The following is an 18,308-nucleotide window of genomic DNA, read 5'->3' as shown; positions in this document are numbered from 1 at the left end:
GAGCGTGCGTCTGCGTGGTGGGCCGGCCGCGGTGGCAGTGGCGGGGAGGTGACGCCTCCGCCGAGGGGCGGCTGTGGTCGTGCGGGGGCGGCTCGCGAGTTGGGCGGCGTCCTCGCCGAGGGGTGGCCGCGCTTGGGGGGCGAGCGCGTTGCGACCTGAGCGTGCGTCTGCGTGGTGGGCCGGCTGCGGTGGCAGTGGAAGCGGATCGCGAGTTGGGTGGTCTCCTCGCCGAGGGGTCGCGCCTGGGGCGCGAGCGCGTTGCGACCTGAGCGTGCGTCTGCGTGGTGGGCCGGCCGCGGTGGCAGTGGCGGGGAAGTGACGCCTCCGCCGAGGGGTGGCTGTGGTCGTGCGGGGGTGGCTCGCGAGTTGGGTGGCGTCCTCGCCGAGGGGTGCCCGCGTTTGTGGCGCGAGCAGGGTGCGAGCTGGGCGGCGTCTTCGCCGGAAGTCGGACGTACCACGGGCGGGACGCGAGCCGGGTGACGGGCGGCTGTCCGGGGTCCGTCGGCCCGGCGGGCAGCCGTACGCGCAGTTCCCCCTCCGGCGGCCGACGAGCGGGCCGGGGAGGGGGAACACCGGTTGCGCCGTACAGGAGGGGAGCCGCGCCGTCAGGTGGCCGGGTGCGGCTTCGCGGCCGGAACCGGCTCGCCGCCGGTGCGGCCCGGCTGGCGCAGCAGGAGCGCGAGCGCCGCCGCCACCATCGAGACGCCCCCGGCCAGCGCGTAGGCGCCGTTGTAGCCCCAGGCGCCGACCACCATCGAGCCGAGACCGCCGCCGAACAGGCCGCTGACCAGCTTGCCGCTGTACACCAGGCCGTAGTTGGTGGCGTTGTAGTTCTCGCCGAAGTAGTCCGGGGTCAGCGCGGCGAACATCGGGTAGAACGCGCCGCCGCCGAAGCCGGAGAGGAAGGCGAAGAACAGGAACAGCCACTCGCTGCGGACGTCACCGGCCCAGATGACTCCGAACTGGGCCAGCCCGAGGACGACGATGACGAGGACGAGGGTCGTCCTGCGCCCCCAGCGGTCCGACAGCCAGCCCACGACACCGCGGCCGATGCCGTTGATGACCGCCATCAGCCCCATCGAGGACGCCGCCACCAGCGGGCCGAAACCCACTTCCTTGGCGAAGTCGACCTGGAAGGAGATCCCGAAGATCGACACACCGGCGGTCATCACGATGGAGATCCACATCAGGGGCAGCATCCCGGTGCGGATGGCCTCCTTGGGCGTGAACTGCCGCACCGCCGGCGGGTTCTTCGCCAGCGACCGGGCGTTCTCGCTGTCGCCGGAGAAGGCGAGCGGGTCGATGTCCGCCGGCCACCAGTTCTTCGGCGGGTCCTTGAAGAAGAACGCCGAGGCGAACACGATGATCATCACGTAGACGCCGATCAGGTCCAGGACCCGGTGGTAGTTCTCCGTGTCGAAGGCGTAGTTGAAGATGAAGATGAACGGCAGCGAGCCGTACGCGAAGCCGCCGTTGACGAAGCCCGTGCGGGCGCCGCGCCGTTCGGGGAACCATTTGCCGACCATGTTGATGCACGTCGCGTACACCAGTCCGGCGCCGATGCCGCCGACCACGCCGAAGCCGAGGATCGCCAGCCACACGTCGTCCAGGTGCGACAGGGCGAGGAACCCCACCAGACACAGCCCGGACCCCGTGTACATCGCGCGGCGGGCGGTCAGGACGCCCCGCTCGCGCAGCCAGCCCGCCGGGAAGGCGATGCCGGCCTGGAAGAACACCCAGACGCTGAGGATCCAGAAGGTGTTGGACTGGGTCCAGCCGTGCGCGTGCGAGAGGGTGTCCTCCGCGGAGCCGTACGCGTACTCGAAGACGCTGATCGCCATCATGGCGATCCACGGCAGGTAGACCATGAGCTTGCGGGAGTGGCCGAGGATGTCCCGGTCGGTCTCGCCCACGCGGTAGACGCGGCCGTGCGAGTCGGTCACCTCGCGATAGGGACGTGGTGCGGCGTGCAGGTCGGCCGAGAGTGGATCTGCCGTCATGCTTATGCCATCTCCTCACCGAGGGGGTGCGGGTTGGGGACGATGCGCCGGGCCTTCGGCCTGCCCGGGGCCTTCAGGAAGAGCGCCAGCACCGCGGAGGCCAGTCCTACGGAGCCCGCGAGGACGAACGCGCCGTGGTAGTCCCACGCGTCGACGACGACCGCGCCCAGGCCCGAACCGACGAGCCCGGAGACGAGCTTCGAGCTGTAGACCATCCCGTAGTTGGAGGCGTTGTTGTTCTCGCCGAAGTAGTCCGCCGTCATGGCCGCGAACAGCGGGAAGATCGCCCCGCCGCCGAAACCGGAGACCATGGAGCACAGCAGGAAGAACGGCATGCTGCCCGTCTGGCCGGACACCAGCACACCGAACTGCGCCGAACCGAGCACGACGCACACGATGATCAGCGTGTGCCGGCGCCCGTAGCGGTCCGATATCCAGCCGATGACCCCGCGCCCGGTGCCGTTGACGATGGCCTTCAGGGACATCGCCGTCGCCACGATCCCGCCCGCGAAGCCCATGTCCTTGCCGAACGGCACCTGGAAGGCGATGCCGAAGATGTTGATCCCGGCCGTGCACAGCAGACAGAACCACATCATCCACAGAACAGGGGTACGGGCGGCCTCCTTGGGGGTGTACTGCCTCACCGCCGGCGGGTTCTTCTCCAGCGCCCGGCGGATCTTCGGGTCGTGGGTCACCATGAGCGGGTCGACGTGCGCGGGCCACCAGTTCTTCGGCGGGTCCTTGAAGAACCAGCCGGCGGACGCCACCACGAGGCACAGTCCGATGCCGACCGTGACCAGCACGTTCCGGTAGTTGCCCAGGTCCATGTACGACGTGAACAGGAACACGAACGGCACCGAGCCGTAGGCGAACCCGCCGTTGACGAAGCCGGTCTTGCCGCCCTTGCGCTCCGGATACCACTTGCCGACCATGTTCACGCAGGTCGCGTAGACCAGGCCGGCGCCGATGCCGCTGCACATGCCGAAGCCGAGGTAGGCGACGGCGACATGCGGCGCGTACGCCAGTGACAGATAGCCCAGCAGCGTGCCGACCGCGCCGAGCAGCATCGCCGTACGGGCGGACAGCCGGCCGCTCTCCCGCAGCCGCCCCGCCGGGAAGGCCACGGCCGCCTGGAAGAACACCCAGACGCCCATCAGCCAGAAGATGTGCCCGCTGCTCCACAGATGCGCCTCGTGCAGCGTGTCCTCCGCCGACGTGAACGCGTACTCGGCGGAGCTGATGCCCATCATGCCCACCCACGGCAGGACGACCATCCAGGTGCGTCCGCGGCCCATGATGTCGAGGTCGGACTCGCCGACCCGGTACACGCGTCCGTTGCGGTCCGTCACTTCCCGGTACGGCACGGACATCGGGTAATCGGTCGTTCTCATCGCTCACCCCTTGCGTCGAAAGTTCTGGCCAGCGCCCCCTGTCCCATGCCTTTCGTGCGCAGACGGGTCCCGGGGCCGGCCCACGCGCACCGCCGGCCGGCCCCGTTCCGCTCAGCTCATGAACCGCCCCCCAGGAGTCCGGCCGCCCGTGCCCACCGGTACTTCGCGCCGAGCACCGCCACCGGCTTCTCGGTCGTGTACGGGTACGCGACGACCCCCCGCTCGAACAGGTACTGGCAGGCCTCCTCGACCTCGACGTCTCCGGCCAGCGACGCCACGACCGGCTTCTCGACGCCCCGCTCGCGGAACTCGGCGACCACGCGCGCGGTGAGTTCGGCGAACACCATCGGCGGGGTGACGATGGTGTGCCAGTAGCCGAGCACCAGGGCGTGGATGCGCGGGTCCGCAAGGCCCAGCCGGATCGTCGCCTCGTACGTCGACGGCGGCTCGCCCCCGGTGATGTCGACCGGGTTGCCGGCCGCGCCGAACGGCGGGATGAAGCGGCGGAACGCCTCGTCCAGGTCGGGCGGGATCTCCATCAGGGACAGCCCGTTGTCCGTCACCGCGTCCGACAGCAGCACACCGCTGCCGCCCGCGCCGGTGATGATCACGACGTTGTCCCCCCGAGGGGTGGGCAGCACCGGCAACGCGCGCGCGTACTCCAGCATGTCGTTCAGGCCCGGCGCCCGGATCACCCCGGCCTGCCGGAGGATGTCGTCGTACACCGCGTCGTCGCCCGCGAGCGCGCCGGTGTGCGAACCGGCCGCCTTGGCGCCCGCCGCCGTACGGCCCGCCTTCAGCACCACGACCGGCTTCTTCGGCACGGTCGCGCGGGCCGCCTCCACGAACGCCCGCCCGTCCTTGAGGTCCTCCAGGTGCATCGCGATGCACTCGGTGTGCGGGTCCTCCCCGAACCAGGTCAGCAGGTCGTCCTCGTCCAGGTCCGACTTGTTGCCGAGGCCGACGATCGCCGACACACCCGTCCTGGTGGTGCGGGCGAAACCGAGGATGGCCATGCCGATGCCACCGGACTGCGAGGTCAGCGCCACCCCGCCCTTGACGTCGTACGGCGTGCAGAACGTGGCGCACAGGTCCTGCCAGGTGGAGTAGTAGCCGTAGATGTTCGGTCCGAGCAGGCGGACGCCGTGCCGCTCGGCGATCTCCACGATCTCCGCCTGGAGCGCGTGTTCGCCGGTCTCCGCGAAACCGGAGGGGATCAGGACGGCGTTGGGGACGCCCTTGCGCCCCACCTCCTCCAGCGCGGCGGCGACGAACCGGGCGGGGATGGCGAAGACGGCCACGTCCACCTCGCCGGGCACGTCCGTGACGCTCTTGTACGCCTTGCGGCCCAGGATGTCGTCGGCCTTGGGGTTCACCGGGTGGATGTCCCCGGCGAAGCCGCCGTCGACCAGGTTGCGCATCACCGAGTTCCCGATCTTCCCGGGCTCGTTGGAGGCGCCGATCACGACGACGGAGGAGGGCTGCATCAGCCGCCGCACGGAGGCGAGGATCTCCTCGCGGGTGTACTTCCTCCTCGGTGCCGGCTGCCGCTCGGCGAGGAGGATCCGGATGTCGGCGGCGACCGCGCCGTGCGCCGTCGCGATCACCGGATTGAGGTCCACCTCGGCGATCTCGGGGAAGTCCGCGACGAGTTGGGACACCCGGCGGATCTGCTCGGCCACCGCCCACCGGTCCACACCGGCCTGTCCGCGGACCCCGCGCAGGATCTCCGCCGACCGGATGGAGTCCAGCATCGACAGCGCCTCGTCGGCGGAGACCGGCGCGAGGCGGAACGTGACGTCCTTGAGCACCTCGACCAGCACCCCGCCGAGCCCGAACGCCACCACCTTCCCGAAGGTCGGATCGGTGACCGCGCCGACGATGACCTCCTGGCCCACCGGCAGCAACTCCTGCACCAGCACGCCCTCGATGCGGGCTCCGGCGTCGTGGGCGCGCGCGTTCTCCACGATCCGGTGGAACGCGGCGCGTACGCCGGCCGCGCCCTCCACCCCGACGACGACCCCGCCGGCCTCGGTCTTGTGCAGGATGTCCGGCGAGACGATCTTCATCACCACCGGCCCGCCGAGCCGCGCCGCCGCGGCCACCGCCTCGTCCACGTCGGTCGCCAGTTCCTCGCCCGGTACGGCGATCCCGTACGCGTCGGCGACCAGCCGGCCCTCGGGCGCGGTCAGCGCCGTACGGCCCCCGGCCCGCACCGACTCCAGCAGGGACCGCACCCGCAGTACCCGGTCCTCGGCCATCACCTCAGATCACCCCGTTCGACTTCAGCAGGCGCAGTTCCTCGTCGCCGAGGCCCAGTTCGCCGACGTAGACCTCTTCGTTGTGCTCGCCGAGCAGGGGAGAGCCGGTGACCTCCACGGGGGAGTCGGAGAGCTTGAGCGGGCTGCCGACGGTCACGAACTCGCCGCGCTCGGGGTGCGGGACGCGGACCACCATCTCGTTGGCCACGAGCGAGGCGTCCTCGATGATCTCCTTGGTGGACAGGATCGGGCCGCAGGGGATGTTGTGCGCGTTAAGCCGTTCCAGCACCTCCCACTTGGGGAGCGTCGCCGACCACTCCTCGATCAGCTGGAACATCTTGTTCAGCTTCGGCAGCCGGGCCTCGGGGGTCGCCCACTCGGGGTCCTCGGCGAGTTCGGGCCGGCCGATGAGCTCGGTGATCGGCTTCCAGCCGACGGGCTGGACGATGACGTACACGTAGTCGTTCGGGCCGCCCGGCGCGCACCGCACCGCCCAGCCCGGCTGACCGCCGCCGGACGCGTTCCCCGAGCGCGGCACCTCCTCGCCGAAGTCCTCGTTGGGGTACTCGGCGAGCGGCCCGCGGGCCAGGCGCTGCTGGTCGCGCAGCTTCACCCGGCACAGGTTGAGCACCGCGTGCTGCATGGCCACGTTGACCCGCTGCCCGCGCCCGGTCCGCTCGCGCTGGAAGAGCGCCGCGAGAATGCCCGCCACGGCGTGCACACCCGTCCCGGAGTCCCCGATCTGGGCCCCCGTCGCCAGCGGCGGTCCGTCCTCGAAGCCGGTGGTCGCCATCGACCCGCCCATGGCCTGCGCGACGACCTCGTACGCCTTGAAGTTGGTGTACGGGCCGTCCCCGAACCCCTTGATGGAGGCGTAGACGATCCGCGGGTTGATCTCCTTGACGCGGTCCCAGGTGAACCCCATCCGGTCGACCGCGCCCGGCCCGAAGTTCTCCACCATGACGTCCGAGCGCCGGATCAGCTCGGTGAGGATCTCCTTGCCGCGCTCGGTCTTGGTGTTCAGCGTGATGCTCCGCTTGTTGCAGTTGAGCATCGTGAAGTACAGGGAGTCGACGTCCGGCAGGTCCCGCAGCTGCTTGCGGGTGATGTCGCCGGTCGGTGCCTCCAGCTTGACGACGTCGGCGCCGAGCCAGGCGAGCAGCTGGGTGGCGGACGGCCCGGACTGGACGTGGGTCATGTCCAGGACGCGGATGCCGGCCAGGGCCTTGGTGGGCGTTCCAGTCATGCGGGCCACCTCACTTGTACATGGTCTGGTTCATGGTTCCGGGGGCGTACGCGTCCGGGTCGACCCAGACGTTGATCAGCGACGGCTTGCCGGACTCGCGGGCCCGGCGCAGGGCGGGGCCGATGTCGGCGGGGTCGCGGACCTCCTCGCCGTAACCGCCGAGGATCTGCGCGAACTTGTCGTACGGGACGTCGCCGAGGGTGTTGCCGACCCGCTCGCGGTCCTTGCCGTACTTGGCGGCCTGGCCGTAGCGGATCTGGTTCATCGAGGAGTTGTTGCCGACGATCCCGACGAACGGCAGGTCGTAGCGAACGAGGGTCTCGAAGTCCCAGCCGGTGAGGGAGAAGGCGCCGTCCCCGAAGAGGGCGACCACCTCCTTGTCGGGGCGGGCCTGCTTGGCGGCGAGCACGAAGGGGATGCCGACGCCGAGGGTGCCGAGCGGGCCCGGGTCCATCCAGTGGCCGGGCGACTTGGGCTGGACGACCTGTCCGGAGAAGGTGACGATGTCGCCGCCGTCGCCGATGTAGACCGAGTCCTCGGTCAGGAAGTCGTTGATCTCGCTGACCAGCCGGTACGGGTGGATCGGGGAGGCGTCGGACCGCAGCTGCGGCAGCCGCTTCTCGATCGCCGTCTGCTCGGCCGCGCGCAGTTCGTCCAGCCACTCCTTGCGCCTGGCCGCGCTGCCGTTGAGCCGGCCGGCGGCGGCCTCCGTCACCGACTTCAGGACCAGGCCCGCGTCGCCGACGATGCCGAGGCCGATGTCGCGGTTCTTGCCGACGGTGCGGTAGTCGAGGTCGATCTGCACGACCGTGGCGTCGGGGGAGAGACGTTTGCCGTAGCCCATGCGGAAGTCGAACGGGGTGCCGACGATGACGATGACGTCGGCGTGGGAGAAGGCGTACCGGCGGGAGAGCTGGAAGTGGTGGGGGTCGCCGGGCGGGAGCGTGCCGCGTCCGGCGCCGTTCATGTACGCCGGGACGTCCAGGGTGCGCACCAGCTCGACGGCGGCCTCGGTGCCCCGGGTCGTCCACACCTGGCTGCCCAGCAGGATCGCCGGCTTCTCGGCGTGGACGAGCAGGTCGGCGAGCTTCTCGACGGCCTCCGGGTCGCCGGCCGAGCGGGTCGAGGCCCGGTAGGCACCCGGCCGCGGGACACGGGCCCTGGCGACCGGCACCTTCGCGTCAAGGACGTCCCGGGGGATCTCCAGGAAGGAGGGGCCGGGCGCGCCGTGGTAGCACTCGCGGAAGGCCATCGACACCATGTCCGCCGCGCGGGCCGTGTCCGGCACGGCCGCCGCGAACTTGGTGATCGGCGTCATCATGTCGACGTGCGGCAGGTCCTGGAGGGACCCCATCTTGTGCTGGGTGAGCGCGCCCTGGCCGCCGATCAGCAGCATCGGGGACTCGGCGCGGAAGGCGTTGGCGACCCCGGTGACGGCGTCGGTCGTCCCGGGCCCCGCGGTGACCACCGCGCAGCCCGGCTTGCCGGTGATCCGGGCGTAGCCGTCGGCGGCGTGCGCGGCGACCTGCTCGTGGCGGACGTCGACGACTTCTATTCCCTCGTCCACGCAGCCGTCGTAGATGTCGATGATGTGGCCGCCGCACAGGGTGTAGATGCGGTCGACGCCTTCGGCCTTCAGCGCCTTGGCCACGAGATGGCCACCGGAGATCACGTCCTGGGTGTCGTCGGGCATGGCGAAGTCCCGTCCCTTTCGTAGGAGTCTGTGCGGCTCGCGGGGCATGGGGTGTGCGCGGGGGGTGCGTACGGCGATGCGTGCGGCGGTGCGTACAGAGAGCGTCTGTATGCAGTAGATTGCATACAGTCGACGAATACTGTATGAAGCTTGTTATCCCGCATCCAGTGAGCGGTGTCCAGGGGGCGAACACAGTTTTCGGTCATCGGTGTCCGGTCGGTTCGAGTCACCGGAGCGCACCGGTGATCCCCGCAGACAGGAGCCGGCATGGACCTGTACGAACACCAGGCACGACAGCTCTTCCAGGACCACGGAATCCCGGTGCCACGGGCCGAGGTGACCCGGTCGCCCAAGGAGGCGCGGGAGATCGCCCGGCGGCTCGGCGGCCGGGCCGTGGTCAAGGCACAGGTGAAGACGGGCGGGCGCGGCAAGGCGGGCGGAGTCCGGCTCGTCGCCGACCCGGCCGCCGCCGAACTGACGGCCCGCCAGATGCTCGGCAGGGACGTCAACGGCCACCGGGTCCGCACCCTGATGCTGGCCGAACCGGTCGACATCGCCGAGGAGTTCTACGTCTCCTACGTCCTGGACCGCGCGGCCGGCGGCTTCCTCGCCATCGCCTCCGCACGGGGCGGGGTCGACATCGAGGAGGTGGCCGCCCACCACCCGGAGGCCGTGGCGCGCGTCCCGGTCGACCGGGCCGAGGGTGTCACCTCCGCCAAGGCCGGCGAGATCGCGAGCGCCGCCGGGCTGCCACCGCGGACCGCCGACGTCCTGATCCGGCTGTGGCAGGTGCTCGTCGCCGAGGACGCCCTGCTGGTCGAGGTCAACCCCCTGGTGCGCACGACACGGGGACACGTCCTCGCCCTCGACGGCAAGGTCACCCTGGACGACAACGCCCGCTTCCGGCAGACCCGTTGGGGTGCGGAGGACACCGAGCACCGCGATCCGCTGGAGGCCGAGGCGGCCGCCCGCGGGCTCCACTACGTCAAGCTCGACGGCGAGGTCGGGATCATCGGCAACGGCGCCGGCCTCGTCATGTCGACCCTGGACGTGGTCGCCGGCTGCGGCGCCCGCCCCGCCGACTTCCTCGACATCGGCGGCGGCGCCTCGGCGGAGGTCATGGCCGACGCGCTCTCGGTGGTCCTCGCCGACCCCGCCGTGCGCAGCGTCCTCGTCAACGTCTTCGGCGGGATCACCGCGTGCGACACCGTCGCCGAGGGCATCCTGGCGGCGGTCGACCGGATCCGGCCCACCAAGCCGCTCGTCGTGCGCCTCGACGGCAACAACGCCGCCCGCGGCCGGGCGATCCTCGACGCACGCGCGCATCCGCTGGTCGAACAGGTCGCCACCATGGACGGCGCCGCCCGTCGCGCCGCCGAACTCGCCCACACCGCCTGAGGAGCCCGGACATGGCCATCCACCTCACCACGGAGAGCAGGATCCTCGTCCAGGGCATGACCGGTGCCGAGGGCATGAAGCACACCCGGCGGATGCTCGCGGCCGGTACGAACGTCGTCGGCGGGGTCAACCCGCGCAAGGCCGGCCGTACCGTCGACGTCGACGGGCACCCGCTGCCCGTCTTCGGCTCGGTCGCCGACGGCGTGCGCGCGACCGGCGCCGACGTCAGCGTCGTGTTCGTGCCGCCCGCCTTCGCCAAGGCGGCCGTCACCGAGGCCGCCGACGCCCGGATCCCGCTGGCCGTCGTCATCACCGAGGGCGTCCCGGTCCACGACACCGTCGTCTTCACCGCGTACGCGCGGCAGCGGGGCACGCGGATCATCGGACCCAACTGCCCCGGCCTGATCTCCCCGGGCCAGTCGAACGCGGGCATCATCCCCGCCGACATCGCCAAACCCGGCCGCATCGGCCTGGTCTCCAAATCGGGCACCCTCACCTACCAGCTCATGCACGAACTGCGCGACACCGGCTTCTCCACCTGTGTCGGCATCGGCGGCGACCCCGTCGTCGGCACCAGTCACATCGACTGCCTGGCCGCGTTCCAGGACGACCCCGACACCGAACTGATCGTCCTGATCGGGGAGATCGGCGGCGACGCGGAGGAACGGGCCGCCGCCTACATCCGCGACCACGTCACCAAGCCCGTCGTCGGCTACATCGCCGGGTTCACCGCACCCGAGGGCCGGACCATGGGCCACGCCGGCGCCATCGTCGCCGGTTCCACCGGCACCGCCCGCGCCAAGCGGGAGGCCCTGGAGGCGGCCGGGGTACGGGTGGGCCGCACCCCGACGGAGACGGCCCGGGCCGTGCTGGAGACGTTGCGGCGGGGCTGAACCGGACACCTCACGGCAGATTCCGAGCCGGGGCGCGCCACTCGCACCGCCGGCCCGCGGGAGAAGGCAGCCACCCTCAGCCCCCTCCCCGCACGCCCCGCACCCTCCATCCCCGCCCAGCGAGAGCGGAGACCACGTATGTCACCCACCCTCACCCCGCAGCCCCCGACCCCTCCTCCCGTCGCACTCCTCAAACCCGGCACCTCCTACGCCGACGCCTGGCAGCGCTGTCTCGCGGCCGCTCCCGAGGCCTTCCGGGAGCAGGGCGCAGGCAACCTGTGGGCCGGTGCCTGGCGACCCGACGGCCGGACCCTGCCCGCCACCACCCCGGTCGACGGCACCCCCATCGCCGGTGCGCCCCGCCTGGACGGCGACACCGCTCAGCAGGCCGTACGCGCCGCCCTGGACCAGCACCGCGCCTGGCGGCACATCCCGCTGCCCGAACGGCGGGCCCGCGTCGCCGCCACCCTGGACGCGCTCGCCGGGCACCGCGAACTGCTCGCCCTGCTGCTCGTCTGGGAGATCGGCAAGCCCTGGCGGCTCGCCCTCGCGGACGTGGACCGGGCGATCGACGGCGTGCGCTGGTACGTCGACCGGATCGAACCGATGCTCGTGGGCCGGGCCCCGCTGGAGGGACCCGTGTCCAACATCGCGAGCTGGAACTACCCGATGAGCGTGCTCGTGCACGCCGCCCTCGTCCAGGCGCTCGCCGGCAACGCGGTCATCGCCAAGACCCCGACCGACGGCGGTGTGGCGTGCCTCACCCTGGCCGCGGCGCTGGCCGCCCGCGAGGGGGTGCCCCTGACCCTGCTCGGAGGCAGCGGGCGCGAGCTGAACCAGGCGCTGGTGCGGGCGCCGGAGATCGGCTGCGTGTCCTTCGTCGGGGGCCGCGACACCGGCGCGGCCGTCGCCACCGCCGTCGCCGACCTGGGCAAACGGCACATCCTGGAGCAGGAGGGGCTGAACACCTGGGGCATCTGGGAGTTCTCCGACTGGGCCGCGCTCACCGCCGTCGTCCCCCGTCTCTTCGACTACGGCAAACAGCGCTGCACCGCCTACCCGCGCTTCGTCGTCCAGCGCTCCCTCTTCGACGCGTTCCTCGCCGCCTACCTGCCGGCGGTCCGGGCCGTCCGCGTGGGCCACCCGCTCGCCGTGGCGGACCCGGCCGATCCGCTCCCCGAGCCGGACTTCGGACCGCTGATCAGCGCGGCCAAGGCCAAGGAGCTGACCGACCAGGTGGCGGAGGCCGTCGACCGGGGTGCCGTACCGCTGTACCGGGGCCGGCCGGACGAGGGGCGTTTCCTGCCGGGCCAGGACACCTCCGCCTACGTCCACCCGGTCACCCTGCTGGGTCCGCCGCCGTCCTCCCCGCTGCACCACGCCGAGCCCTTCGGGCCGGTCGACACGATCGTCCTCGTCGACACCGAGGCAGAGCTGCTGGCCGCGATGAACGCGTCCAACGGCGCGCTGGTGGCCACGCTCGCCACGGACGACCGCGCCGCCTACGACCGGCTCGCCCCGCAGATCCGCGCCTTCAAGACCGGGCACGGCGTCCCCCGCTCCCGCGGCGACCGGGACGAGCTGTTCGGCGGCTTCGGCGCGTCCTGGCGCGGCGCCTTCGTCGGCGGCGAGCTCCTCGTCCGGGCGGTGACCCGGGGCCCGGCGGGGGAGCGGCTGCCCGGGAACTTCCCGGAGTACCAGCTCATGCCCTGATTCTCACGCTCGGCGCACACGGCCTCGCGGACCGTAGACTGTCGGCGATCCGGCGTCCTGCCTCGTCCCCGCGGACGGATACGCAGGTGAAACGCACTCCGAAACCTTGGTATTGTTGTCCGTGTCGCCGCGCGGAACACAGCCCGCAAGGCGGCAGACACCTGGTCCGGGTGGCGGAATGGCAGACGCGCTAGCTTGAGGTGCTAGTGCCCTTTATCGGGCGTGGGGGTTCAAGTCCCCCCTCGGACACAAAATTGCCCTAGGTATCCTCATTTTCAGGGCAGGGGAAATCGGCACCCGCTTCCGGCCACCGGCCGGGGCGGGTGTTCGGCTTTTCGGTGTCTTCGGCCTGGCTTTTCCTTCCGTCGACGTTTCGGACTGGCGGTGGCTACCGTGCTGTGCTGGCCGCCCGCGCATGGCAGAAGTGCAAGAGCGTGATCGCGCCCTGTTGAGGCCGAGGACTTGATACGGCCGCCGGAGCAGGCCCCTGGCGAGAGCAGCCGACCGAACCTACCGGGCGACTTTCCAAGGCCAAGTGGCGACGAGTGCAGGAGGTGCCGGAAGCCCTCCAGCTGGTCCCGCACGCGCAGCGAGGAACGGGCGAGCGCTCGTCCATCGGGTTCGCTTCCTCGTTACTTCGGCTCCTCGGCTTGCAGGGTGTCGCCGCGCAAGGCCTTGTCCGTGGCCCGTCCGATGACGGCAGTGGCTCCTGCGTCCACAGCCCCTCCGACAATGCCCCCCAAGATCGGCACGCCCTTGGCGAGAGTGATCGCCGCGCGCTTGGTTCCGTACTTCGCGACGAGGTGAAACCCGGCCTTCTTGTTGATCGCGTGGAGTACAGCCATCGGGATCTTCTTGATCATCTGCTCGCCGAGCTTCTGGCCGACCTTCACGCCGAAAGCCGCCAGGACGTTCTGCGCGCTCATCCCGATCGCGAGCATCATCACCACGGTCCGCACCTGGGGGTCACGGATGTCCCAGCCCCGGAGGTGCGCTATGGCGCCGGCCATCCGCAAGTTGATGGCGAGGGACGCGGCCACGTTCGCAGGGATCGTCACGCCGGCAGTGATCAGACCTCCGAGTCCGGTCACGAACCCCTGGGTCCCGGCCGCGGCCACGGACTCCTTGATGAGGCGGGCGATGACAGCATCGACGTCGTCCTTCATGTCCTCGGGAGGACGACGCTCATTGTCATCGGGTGCCCTGTAGTCGGCACCCTGCCGACGCGAAAGACGGTCCTCGGCCCAGGCCGCCGACCCCGTGACCGGCCCCACCCCGTGCACCATGACCTTCTCCGCGAGCTCGGCGACCCACCGCCCGGCCTTCTCGACCGCTCCCTCATCGGGTGTCTTCTCGTCGGCCATCGCATACCCCTCCCGCGAGCGCCCCACCCGGGGTCTCTCGCCTGCTGTCGGCGGCAGCAGAGGTTGGGGTCTCGGACATCGCCTGCGTACTGGCAGGCGGTCGAAACCGCGTCCCCCCAGGCACCGCCTCTCCACCCCTTCGCCGCGCGGCGCCCCTCGCCGCGCTGCCTTTCACGATTTCACGCGGGTGTAGCGTTCCACGTGAGTGAAAGCGTTGTCAAACCATCTGGTGGTGACTGGCAGCCGCTACCCTGCCCCGCACCCGGCCTCGATCAGGAAGCGGCTGGGCTGCCCGGCCCACGAGACGTACAACCCGTCCCTCGCCCGCGTGCAGGCGACGAACAACAGACAGCGTTCGGCCGCGAGGTCGGCCTCGTGCTGAAGCCGGTCGATCTCCTCCGGCGTGACGGCCGAGGGATTCGGCAGGGCGCGGTCGTTGACGCCGACGACTGCGGTAAAGCGGTACTCGAGGCCCTTGAAAGCGTGCATGGTGCCGACGTTCACCGCGTCGTCGGTGCGGGCGGCTCCCGCGCGGACCCGGCTGGCCGGGATCCCGGCCTTGTTCAGACGGTGCTTGACCTTTTCGCAGGTCTTGTTGAACCGTGCGCAGACCCCGATCTCTCCGTACGCGGCGCCGCTGTTCACCCACTCACCCACCTGCTCGACCAGGGCGTCGAGTTCGGCCTCCTCCGTCTCCGAGGCGTGGACGCGCGGCCCGGAGCCGTGCAGGGCGGAGCTGTAGCCGATGAGGGTGTCATGCCGTCCGCTGTCGGCCAGTTCGGCGTAGGGACGGCCGAGCAGGAGCCCCGTCGCCCAGCTGAGGATCTCCTGGGTGGAGCGGTAGTTCTTGCGCAGTTTGGTGGAACGGCCGGCGACATTGATGCCGAGGGACTTCAGCGACACCCGGTTGTCGTAGATCCGCTGGTGCGGATCGCCCGCGATGAACAGGTCGTCGGGACGCCGCGGCGCGGCCGCCCGCAGCATCCGCCACTGGGCCGGGTGGAGGTCCTGGGCCTCGTCGACGACGACGTGTCTGTATGCGGGCCCCTGCTCGGTCAGTAGGTCGGTGGCCTCCACACAGGTGCCGAGATAAGTGCGCAGCCCGTCCTCGGCCAGCTGCCGGGTGAACTCCTCCATCGTCCGCCACACCACGGGTCGGGCGGAGGCCGGCAGCGCGCTGCCGCGGCCCCGACGCTCGCAGGCCTCGTACTCCTCGCGGCTGCGGATGTCCTGGGCGAGGACGACGTGCTTGTACTCCTGGGCGAGGAACTGCGGGGTGCCCGTGAAGCCGGTGGCTTCCGCGGCCTGCTCCCACCGGGCGGTCTCCTCGTACCCGGCGATCGGTCGGCGCGAGGTGTTGACCACGCGCCCGGCGAAGGCGTCGACGGTCATGACGTCGACCCGGTCGCGCAGGTCGGGATCGTCGACGAGCAGCGAGAGCCCTTCGGCGAGGGAGTCCACGAGGGCGTTGGTGAACGTGGTGAGGAGGATACGGTCGCCGTCGCGCAGGTGCCGCAACAGATGCCGCACCCGGTGGAGGGCGACGACGGACTTTCCGGTGCCGGGCCCGCCGGTGACCTGCGACGGGCCGGAGTACGACGGACGGTAGGCGACCTTGTGCTGGGCGGGATGGAGGAAGATCCGCCAGGCGGCGAACGGCTTGTCGAGGATGTCGCGCAGTTCGTCGGCGTCCGTGACGACGGCGATCCGGGTGCGAGTGTGCGCGATGGCGGTCGCGTAGTCGGTGGTGTCCACGGGCTCCCGGGAGGCCGCGTCGGCCAGCGCCGGCACCACGACCTCGTGCCAGGTCTGCTCGACACTCGCACCGAGGGCCAGGTGTTCCAGCACCTTGTACTGGTCCGGCGGGAAGAACCGCCCGAAGACGTCGAGCTGTTCCAGACTGGTCAGCACGCGTGCCTGCGCGAGGGTGGTCGCGTCGATGCCGAGCGCGGCCATCTCCCCGTCGGAGACCTTCGCGAAGAGCCGCTGCTCGTCGGCGGGCGCGATCCGCTCGTAGGCGGGGGCCAGTTCCTCCAGGGTGGCGATCTCGCGCAGTTCCACGGCGCCGGTGACGGCGTTGATGGTCGCCTTCTGCCGCACGGCCCACTCGGTGGCCTCGTCGTGCGGGCCGACCCGCAGCAGCACGAAGGTGTCGCCCGTCTCGGGCGCCAGGACCACTCCCCGATACCCCTGGGTGATCCGGATGGTCCGGATCTGCCGGTCCCTGGCGCCCTTGAGCGATTCCAGCTTCAGGCCCGGGTCCTTGAATAGCTGGTCGAGGGTGAGCCGCTCGAACTTCTCCCAGGCGTCGAACACGCCGTTCCTGACGTGCTTCTCGAGCTTCTCCAGCTGCTGGCAAAAGGCCTTGTCGAGGGCGAGGTGCGGCATGGTGGGATTTTAGGCTTCCACGGCGTTGCCACGGGCCGTTCGGTCGTCAGTCCACCGGCGAACCGGCGGGGACCGGCGGACCGCGTCGGTCACCCGCCGTCGAGTTCCCGGCGGAGCATGGCCAGGACCTCCGCGGCCTCGACGGCCACGTCGTGGCGCGGGCCGTGGACGAGCACGACGTCCTCGTACAGAGCCTCCAGATTGGCCCGGGCCTCGTGCGGGTTGCCCTGGCTGAGCAGCAGCATGCCGATGTCACGGCGCAGCTCTACGGCCGCGTCGCTGACGTCGCTCTCCACAGCCCGTTCCACCTCCAGGACCGCCTGCAGCTCCGCCAGCGCCTCGGTCACCTGGCCGAGTTCCCCGCGGCAGCGGGCGGCCTGAGCGCGGCAGTCGCGGGCGGCCTCGTCGGTCGGCCCGTTGATGCGCCCGTAAGCCTCGGCCAGTGCCTCGAACTCGGGCAGGGCCGCCCGGTGGTCGCCTGCCAGCTGCCGGCTGTATGCACGGCGCCGCCGCAGCCGCAGGACGGCCTTGTTCTCGGCGCCCAGGGCCCGTGCGAGCGGCTCGATCATCTCACCCGCAACTTCGGCGGCCTGCGTGTAGCGCTCCTCCTCCATGAGGGCGATGTAGTGCTCGTCGACCTCCCGCAACTGGGCCCTGAGCAGCCCCCGTTCGAGCGGCGAGACCACGTGCTCGGCAACCTGGCCGGGAGCCGCCGCGTCCGGGGCGACACGGGGACGGCTGTCTGCTCGGGCGCGAGGCGCGTAGGGACGGCGGAAGAGTCCGGTCGGATCGGGCACACCGGGCGGCCCTGCCTCCCCGAGGGCGGAGGACTCACCGGGCGCGGGAAGGAACGGCATCAGTCGCTCGTACACGTCCTGCACGTCCACCGGACGGCTTTCCGGCGTCTTGCGGAGCAGGTGCAGGACCAGCGCTTCCAGCTCCTCCGGAACGTCGGCGCGCAGCCGTCGCAGGGGGGTGGGCGCGGCCCGGACGTGCTGGTCCATCAGCTCGAAGTCGCTCTGTGCACGGAACAGCGGTCTGCCACAGAGGAGTTCGTGGAGCACGCAGCCTAGGGCGTAGAGATCGGTGCGTGGGGTGACGTGGGTGCCGCGCACCTGCTCGGGAGACATGTACTGGTGCGTGCCAATGGGCCGGCCGGAGGCTGTCAGCCGGGTGACGTCGGTCTGCAGGATCGCCGCGACACCGAAGTCGAGGACCTTCACCGTGCCGTCCCGCGCCACCAGGATGTTGGACGGCTTGAGGTCGCGGTGCACCACGGGCACGTCGTGTGCGTACGACAGCACGGTGGCGACCTGCGCGGCCACCGCCACCGCCCAGCTGACCGGGAGAGGCCGCTCCTCGTGCACGTACCGGGTGAGGGGGACGCCCTCCACCAACTCCATGACGAGGAACAGGTGCTCGTGAGTGCTGTCGAGGACGGCGTCGTACACCTGCGGCACGCCCGGGTGCTGGATGCGCGCGGTGATCCGCGCCTCGCGGCGGAAGCGCCGCTCGAACTCCTCGGCCATCTGCGGCGTGGCGGCGACGGCCTGGGGCCGGATCCGCTTCACGGCGACGGGCCGGTCGAGCACCGCGTCGTAACCCCGCCACACGTCACCCATACCGCCGTTGCCGAGCCGCTCCAGCAACTCGTAGCGCCCCGCGATCGGTCTGTCCGGCACCTGTCCCCGCCCCGCGTCGTGCACTCGCGCTCGCCCGTTCCTCCGAGCCCCTCGGTTCGCGGTCAGTTTCCCCGGAAAACGATCTGTGCGTCCAGCCGCGTCCTACGAGGGTGCGGCGGGACGGGCGGTATGCCGCCATCATGCCCACCGTGTACGACCGGGGGCAGGCCGCATGCGCCGGTGCGGGGGGGGGGGGGGGGGCGGCGGCGTGAGATGTACAGCCGAACGCGAAAGAGAGGGGTCGGGAGCGCGACTGTGTGGGGTGGTGTTGGTATGAGT

General features: G+C 71.0%; 11 protein-coding genes and 1 tRNA gene. 4 read left to right on the top strand and 8 right to left on the bottom strand.

What is annotated here, in order from left to right; translation table 11 throughout:
- Window positions 1–605: 605 nt before the first annotated feature.
- From AB0946_RS35220 to AB0946_RS35200, 5 genes are all read right to left on the bottom strand, one after another.
- Window positions 606–2,000 (bottom strand): OFA family MFS transporter, encoded by a 1,395-nt coding sequence (locus AB0946_RS35220; RefSeq protein ID WP_366764774.1) that lies wholly within the window; start codon window positions 1,998–2,000, stop codon window positions 606–608.
- A 2-nt stretch (window positions 2,001–2,002) separates the two neighbouring features.
- Entirely contained in the window at window positions 2,003–3,391 is a 1,389-nt protein-coding gene (locus AB0946_RS35215) for an OFA family MFS transporter (protein WP_366764773.1), read from the bottom strand.
- A 116-nt stretch (window positions 3,392–3,507) separates the two neighbouring features.
- Entirely contained in the window at window positions 3,508–5,652 is a 2,145-nt protein-coding gene (locus AB0946_RS35210; protein WP_366764772.1) for an acetate--CoA ligase family protein, read from the bottom strand.
- Between the two features lie 4 nt (window positions 5,653–5,656).
- Window positions 5,657–6,898: a formyl-CoA transferase gene (gene frc / locus AB0946_RS35205; protein ID WP_366764771.1), complete on the bottom strand. Its 1,242-nt coding sequence runs from the start codon at window positions 6,896–6,898 to the stop codon at window positions 5,657–5,659.
- A 10-nt stretch (window positions 6,899–6,908) separates the two neighbouring features.
- Entirely contained in the window at window positions 6,909–8,591 is a 1,683-nt protein-coding gene (locus AB0946_RS35200; protein ID WP_366764770.1) for a thiamine pyrophosphate-binding protein, read from the bottom strand.
- A gap of 267 nt (window positions 8,592–8,858) precedes the next feature.
- Here AB0946_RS35200 and sucC point away from each other — a divergent pair, with 267 nt between their 5' ends.
- From sucC to AB0946_RS35180, 4 genes are all read left to right on the top strand, one after another.
- Window positions 8,859–9,989 carry an ADP-forming succinate--CoA ligase subunit beta gene (gene sucC, locus AB0946_RS35195; RefSeq protein ID WP_366764769.1) on the top strand — a complete coding sequence of 377 codons (1,131 nt, stop codon included), beginning with the start codon at window positions 8,859–8,861 and terminating at the stop codon, window positions 9,987–9,989.
- An 11-nt stretch (window positions 9,990–10,000) separates the two neighbouring features.
- Window positions 10,001–10,882 carry a succinate--CoA ligase subunit alpha gene (sucD, locus tag AB0946_RS35190; RefSeq protein WP_366764768.1) on the top strand — a complete coding sequence of 294 codons (882 nt, stop codon included), beginning with the start codon at window positions 10,001–10,003 and terminating at the stop codon, window positions 10,880–10,882.
- Window positions 10,883–11,020: 138 nt separating this feature from the next.
- Window positions 11,021–12,595: an aldehyde dehydrogenase family protein gene (locus AB0946_RS35185; RefSeq protein ID WP_366764767.1), complete on the top strand. Its 1,575-nt coding sequence runs from the start codon at window positions 11,021–11,023 to the stop codon at window positions 12,593–12,595.
- A gap of 164 nt (window positions 12,596–12,759) precedes the next feature.
- Window positions 12,760–12,844: transfer RNA gene (locus AB0946_RS35180), tRNA-Leu, on the top strand.
- A gap of 383 nt (window positions 12,845–13,227) precedes the next feature.
- Here the strand turns inward: AB0946_RS35180 and AB0946_RS35175 are convergent.
- The 3 genes from AB0946_RS35175 to AB0946_RS35165 all read right to left on the bottom strand — a co-directional run bounded on the left by AB0946_RS35175 (window position 13,228) and on the right by AB0946_RS35165 (window position 18,029).
- A complete protein-coding gene (locus AB0946_RS35175; RefSeq protein WP_366764766.1) occupies window positions 13,228–13,959 on the bottom strand; it encodes an EcsC family protein in 732 nt (243 codons plus the stop codon).
- Between the two features lie 246 nt (window positions 13,960–14,205).
- Window positions 14,206–16,347 (bottom strand): UvrD-helicase domain-containing protein, encoded by a 2,142-nt coding sequence (locus AB0946_RS35170; protein ID WP_366764765.1) that lies wholly within the window; start codon window positions 16,345–16,347, stop codon window positions 14,206–14,208.
- 89 nt (window positions 16,348–16,436) lie between these two features.
- Entirely contained in the window at window positions 16,437–18,029 is a 1,593-nt protein-coding gene (locus AB0946_RS35165; protein ID WP_366764764.1) for a serine/threonine-protein kinase, read from the bottom strand.
- Between the last annotated feature and the right edge of the window lie 279 nt (window positions 18,030–18,308).

It is taken from the genome of Streptomyces sp. NPDC046870 (assembly GCF_040704595.1).
GTDB lineage: Bacteria > Actinomycetota > Actinomycetes > Streptomycetales > Streptomycetaceae > Streptomyces > Streptomyces argyrophylli.
This window is presented reverse-complemented; position numbering and strand designations above follow the sequence as displayed.

What these genes read in the sequence shown, in the direction of transcription:
- AB0946_RS35220 (WP_366764774.1), bottom strand. Translation starts at nt 2,000, where the DNA reads ATGACGGCAGATCCACTCTCGGCCGACCTGCACGCCGCACCACGTCCC.
- AB0946_RS35215 (WP_366764773.1), bottom strand. Translation starts at nt 3,391, where the DNA reads ATGAGAACGACCGATTACCCGATGTCCGTGCCGTACCGGGAAGTGACG.
- AB0946_RS35210 (WP_366764772.1), bottom strand. Translation starts at nt 5,652, where the DNA reads ATGGCCGAGGACCGGGTACTGCGGGTGCGGTCCCTGCTGGAGTCGGTG.
- frc (WP_366764771.1), bottom strand. Translation starts at nt 6,898, where the DNA reads ATGACTGGAACGCCCACCAAGGCCCTGGCCGGCATCCGCGTCCTGGAC.
- AB0946_RS35200 (WP_366764770.1), bottom strand. Translation starts at nt 8,591, where the DNA reads ATGCCCGACGACACCCAGGACGTGATCTCCGGTGGCCATCTCGTGGCC.
- sucC (WP_366764769.1), top strand. Translation starts at nt 8,859, where the DNA reads ATGGACCTGTACGAACACCAGGCACGACAGCTCTTCCAGGACCACGGA.
- sucD (WP_366764768.1), top strand. Translation starts at nt 10,001, where the DNA reads ATGGCCATCCACCTCACCACGGAGAGCAGGATCCTCGTCCAGGGCATG.
- AB0946_RS35185 (WP_366764767.1), top strand. Translation starts at nt 11,021, where the DNA reads ATGTCACCCACCCTCACCCCGCAGCCCCCGACCCCTCCTCCCGTCGCA.
- AB0946_RS35175 (WP_366764766.1), bottom strand. Translation starts at nt 13,959, where the DNA reads ATGGCCGACGAGAAGACACCCGATGAGGGAGCGGTCGAGAAGGCCGGG.
- AB0946_RS35170 (WP_366764765.1), bottom strand. Translation starts at nt 16,347, where the DNA reads ATGCCGCACCTCGCCCTCGACAAGGCCTTTTGCCAGCAGCTGGAGAAG.